This is a genomic window from Cupriavidus sp. R6-3 (assembly GCF_059772245.1).
This window is the reverse complement of record NZ_JCBAJO010000288.1, coordinates 1-4985: the sequence shown is the minus strand read 5'-3', so window position 1 is coordinate 4985 and position 4985 is coordinate 1. Positions and strand designations below refer to the sequence as shown.

The 4985-nt window shown below is 70.4% G+C and carries 3 protein-coding genes; 2 read left to right on the top strand and 1 reads right to left on the bottom strand.

Features of this window, described 5'->3' with window-relative positions; all coding sequences use genetic code 11:
- Positions 1-502 precede the first annotated feature (502 nt).
- Together AC6EI8_RS24065 and AC6EI8_RS24060 are read left to right on the top strand one after the other, a co-directional pair.
- A complete protein-coding gene (locus AC6EI8_RS24065; RefSeq protein ID WP_265633644.1) occupies positions 503-1360 on the top strand; it encodes an SDR family oxidoreductase in 858 nt (285 codons plus the stop codon).
- A gap of 175 nt (positions 1361-1535) precedes the next feature.
- Positions 1536-3683: an ATP-binding protein gene (locus tag AC6EI8_RS24060; protein WP_498383072.1), complete on the top strand. Its 2148-nt coding sequence runs from the start codon at positions 1536-1538 to the stop codon at positions 3681-3683.
- A 147-nt stretch (positions 3684-3830) separates the two neighbouring features.
- Here the strand turns inward: AC6EI8_RS24060 and AC6EI8_RS24055 are convergent.
- Positions 3831-4985: malto-oligosyltrehalose synthase (locus AC6EI8_RS24055; protein WP_498383071.1), on the bottom strand; the 1155-nt coding region annotated here is incomplete at its 5' end.

The following is a 4985-nucleotide window of genomic DNA, read 5'->3' as shown; positions in this document are numbered from 1 at the left end:
GCCAGATCGTTCCGACCAGCAGGCGGTCGGCGCGCCGGTGGACGGCCTCCAGCAGCGTGCCGGCGGCCTGCGCCTCCGGCACGCGTTCATCCGGTCGCGTGGCGGTGTGACCCGCTTCCGCGCGCAAAGCGAGCGTGCTGCTACCCATTCGACCCCCTGTCGTTGCAATTTCGCATTCGTTGTGATGTTGTTATCGCGGCCGCACGACGGCATGCCGCCGCACCGACGATATCGGCAGATCGGAGGCGGACCTTAGGCCGGACGCGGTCATGGTTTACCCGCAAGGACGCGGGACGACCGGTGTCGCCGGTAAGGATTGCCAGCGCGGTTGTAAGGAGGAGAGCGCCGGGGCGGGGCCATCCGGACCGATGAGCGGGGTGGAAGCGGCTGGGGCGGGGAAGGACGCCATATGCCGGCGGCGGCATGAAAGTTGCGGCCCCACGGCAAGGTGCCACGCGCCAGGCGTGGCGTTCGCCAACGTTTGCCAGACAGGAGAAAGCCCATGGCCACACCCGAGCAACTCCCGCCACAGCACCAGGACCGGCAGCCCGGCCTGGAAAGCGAGATGCATCCGAAGCCCGACAGCGGCGCCGACGACTATGTCGGCAGCGGCCAGCTGACCGGCAAGGTCGCGCTGATCAGCGGGGGCGACAGCGGCATTGGCCGCGCCGTCGCGGTGGCCTTCGCGCGCGAGGGCGCCGATGTCGCGGTGGCCTATCTGAACGAGCATGAGGATGCCAAGGAAACCGCGCGGCTGGTCGAGGAAGCGGGCCGCCGCTGCCTGCTGATGGACGGCGATCTCGGCGACAGCGCCCATGCCGCGCAGGTCGTCGAGCGGACCGTCAAGGAACTCGGCAAGCTGGACATCCTCGTCAACAACGCGGCCGAGCAGCATCCGAAGCAGCAGCCCGAGCAGATCGACGAGGCCCAGGTCGAGGCGACCTTCCGCACCAACGTCTTCGCGATGTTCCACCTGACCCGCGCCGCGCTGCCGCATCTGCAGCCGGGTTCGGCGATCGTCAATACCACCTCGGTCACCGCCTATCGCGGCAGCGCGCACCTGCTCGACTATTCGTCGACCAAGGGCGCGATCGTCTCGTTCACGCGCTCGCTGGCGCTGCAGGTGGTCAAGCGCGGCATCCGCGTCAACGGCGTGGCGCCGGGCCCGATCTGGACCCCGTTGATCCCGTCGACCTTCCCGCCGGAGCAGGTCGAGAAGTTCGGCAAGGAGACGCCGATGGGGCGTCCCGGCCAGCCGTTCGAGGTGGCGGCCGGCTTCGTCTTCCTGGCCTCGCGCGCGGCCAGCTATATCACCGGGCAGGTGCTGCATATCAACGGCGGCGAGGTGATCAACGGCTAGGCAAAGGCAAGTTTCGTTGTGGCAAGGGATCGATGGGTCGTCCGGCACCGGCCCATCGGGGGGCGCTCGCGCTTGACGTTCGGGGCTCGGCGTCTAACCTGAATGCTTGCTGGGGTAAGCTGCGCATTCGTGCAGTGGCCGCCATCGCGGTTGCCCGGTCCAGCCCCTTGCCACCATGCCCCACAGCTATCTCGGCACGCGCCACTACTTCGCCACGCAGCGCCGTACCCTGGTCGCGCTGCTGTTCGGCGCGATCCTGTTCCCCGCGGCGGTGCTGGCCACCTGGGCGTGGCTGTCGCTGCGCGCGGACGTGGCCGAGGCCGAGCAGCGCTCCGCGCGGCTCGCCCGCGTGATTCAGGAGCACGCCAGCAAGGTCTTCGAAGGCAATCACCAGATCAACAGCCGCATCCGCGATGCCACCGCGGGCTGGAGCAACGCGCAGCTGCGGCAGCACGAGGACGACGTCCATACCCGCCTGGCCGATATCGTCGGCGGCCTGCCGCAGGCGTCGTCGCTGGCGGTCTACGACGAGCAGGGCGTGCTGCTGGCCAGCAGCCGCTTCTACCCGGTGCCGCGCGTCTCGATCAGCGAGCGCGAGGACTTCCGCGCCATCGTCGGCGGGCTGCGTCCGTTCGATGTGACCGGCGTGGTCACCGACAAGGTGGTACCCGAGCGGGTGATCAACGTCAGCATGCCGCGGCTCGGTCCCGACGCGAATGTCGCCGGGCTGGTGTCGGTGGCATTGCGCCCCTCGTATTTCGCCGACTTCTATCGCGACGTGCTGAGCCAGGAGACCGGCGCCCAGGCCGCGCTGGTGCGCAGCGACGGCGTCGTGCTGGCCGCGTATCCGGACAGCGTGCCCGAGCAGGTGCCCGATGCGGTGCGCGAGGGGCTGCAGCGCGTATCGGAAGGGTCCGGCGACAGCGTCGCGCGGATGCCGGGCCTGGGCGGCGAAGACAGCATCGTTGCGCACTGGGCGATCGGCGGCGGGCTGCTGCACGCGGTGGTCGACATTCCGATGCGGGTGATCCACGCGCAGTGGCGGCACCGGCTGTATATCGGCGCGACCGTCGCGGCGATTCCCGCCTTCGCGCTGTGGGCGCTGGCCTGGATGAGCCTGCGCCGGCTCAAGCGCGAGGAGCAGTCGTATCTGCGCTGGCAGGAGGAGGTCACGCGCCGGCAGGAGGTGGAGGAGCGCTATCGGCAGTCGCGCAAGCTCGAGGCGGTGGGGCATCTGATCACCTCGGTCGCGCACGACTTCCGCAATGTGCTGTCGGTGATCTCGTTCAATACCGACCTGATGATCACGCGCCCCGATGTCGCGCGCGAGAAGGCGCTGGCCGGCATCAAGCGCAGCGTGGCGAGCGGCGTCGCGCTGAGCAACCAGCTGATCGGCATGGCCCGCAAGCGCCAGCACCGCAAGGAAGTCCTGCTCCTGCCGCAGGAAGCAGAGGGCTGGACGCCGCTGATCCGCTCGACCCTGGGTCCGCGCGTGCAGCTGCGCTACGAGATCGATCCGGCCTGCTGGCCGGTCTGCGCGGACAAGAACGAGCTCGAACTGGCGATGATGAACCTGGCGTCGAACGCGCGCGATGCGATGCCCAGCGGCGGGCAGTTCGTGGTGACGGCATCCAACGTGACGCTCGATGGCAGCCGTCCCGGCGGCATGCGCGGCAACTATGTCTGCCTGTCGGCGCGCGACAACGGCAAGGGCATGCCGCCCGAGGTGGTGGAGCGCGTCTTCGAGCCGCTGTTCACCACCAAGACCGCGGGCCTAGGCAGCGGCCTGGGACTGGCGCAGGTACACGACTTCTGCCGCGAAGTCGATGGCGTGGCGGTGATCGAATCCGAGGTGGCCAAGGGCACCACGGTGCGGCTCTATCTGCCGGCCTGGCAGCATGGCGACAGCCATGCGCGCACGCGCTGGGGGGCCGGCGCCAGCGCGGTGCTGATCGTCGCCGATCAGCCGCGCAGCGTGCAGAGCGCGGTCGAATCGCTGCAGGCAACTGGCCATCGCGTGACGCTGGTGCGCGACGAGGCCGAGGCAATGGCGGCGACCGACCGCTACGGCTTCGATCTGGTGATTGCGGATGCGCGCCTCGGTCCCGCGCTCGGCGGACTGGCGCTGCGCGATCGGCTGACCCGCAGCTTTCCCTTCCTGCCGGTGATCCTGATGACCGACGACGCCGACATGATCGCGCTCGCATCGGTGTCGGGGCTGCCGTTCCTGCTCAAGCCCTGGAACGCGCAGACGCTGGTCAAGGCCGGCATCCTGGCGCCGACGCGCGCCGTGGACGGACAGTCGAGCCCGTCGCGGCTGTAGCGCTCGGCCGGTACCGCTCAGACGGTACCGATTCGGACGGTACCCATTCGGACGGCACCGATTCAGACGGCACCGATTCAGACGGCACCGATTCAGACGGCACCGGTCGGCAGATACGCACCGCACGGTGGCATCGGCGCAGACCCCTCAGCCGGTACGGCGCAGCAGCGCGACCGGCAGCGGGTCCAGCACGTCGGCCACGCGCAGGCGGCCGTTCGGCGCCGACAGCGTGCGGCCGGTCAGTGCGTCGGTCCAGCGGCTGGCGCCCGGCTCGCCGACGCACAGCAGCGTGTCGCCCCATGCCGCGGGCGCGACGGCGGGCCGATCCTGCACCAGCCTTGCGGCCAGCCGCGTGGTGATGGCGATGACGCGCTCGTCGCCGCGGCGGCGCTCGAACGCCAGCAGATGCGAGGCCGCCGGGCCTTCGCCATGCAAGTGCCGGTAACCGCCATCGCGGAACAGCGCCGGCTGCTCCTGGCGCGCGGCCAGCAGCGCGCGCACCAGTTGCACCTTGATGCGGCCGTCGCGCCATTGCTCGAGCCAGCTCTGCCAGCCCGCCGTGCAGGCCAGCGCCGCGCGCAGCGCGTCGTAATCGACCGGGCGGCGATTGTCGGGATCGACCAGGCTGAAGTCCCAGCCCTCCGTGCCCTGATAGCGGTCCGGCACGCCGGGCGCGGTCAGTTGCAGCAGCGTCTGCGCCAGGCTGTTGAGCGCGCCGGCCGGTGCGATGCGCTGCGCGAAGCGCGCCACGCTGCCGAGCAGATCGCTCTGCGCCATCGCCTGCAGCAGCCCCGCGTAGGCCTGTTCGTAGGCCTCGTCCGGCCAGGTCCAGTGGCCGTGCCGCTTGGCCTCGCGCACCGCCTTGGTCTGCCAGGCACCCACGCGTTCGAGCAGGGCGTGCACGGCCGGGTCGCCGGCATCGCGGTCGGCCGGCAGCTCGGGCGGCCAGACACCGACCAGCGTTTGATACAGCATCAGCCGGTCGGCGCCATCGGGAACGGCGCGTTCGCCCGAGCCCGCCAGCCGCAGGGCGCGGGCTTCCCACTCGCCGACCGCGGCCTGCCATTCCGGCGCCAGTTCGCTCAGCACCGCGAGCCGCATCCGCATGTCCTCGCCACGCTTGTGGTCGTGGGTCGCGGTCGCCAGCATCGCGTGCGGCCACACCTGCGCGCGCACCGCCATGCGGGCGTGGAAGCGATCCGGCGGCATCGCCAGCGTGGCGGGGTGGCTGCCCACCTCGTTGCGCGACAGCAGCCGCCCGTAGCGGTAGAACATCGTGTCCTCGGCGGCCTTGGCCGCCAG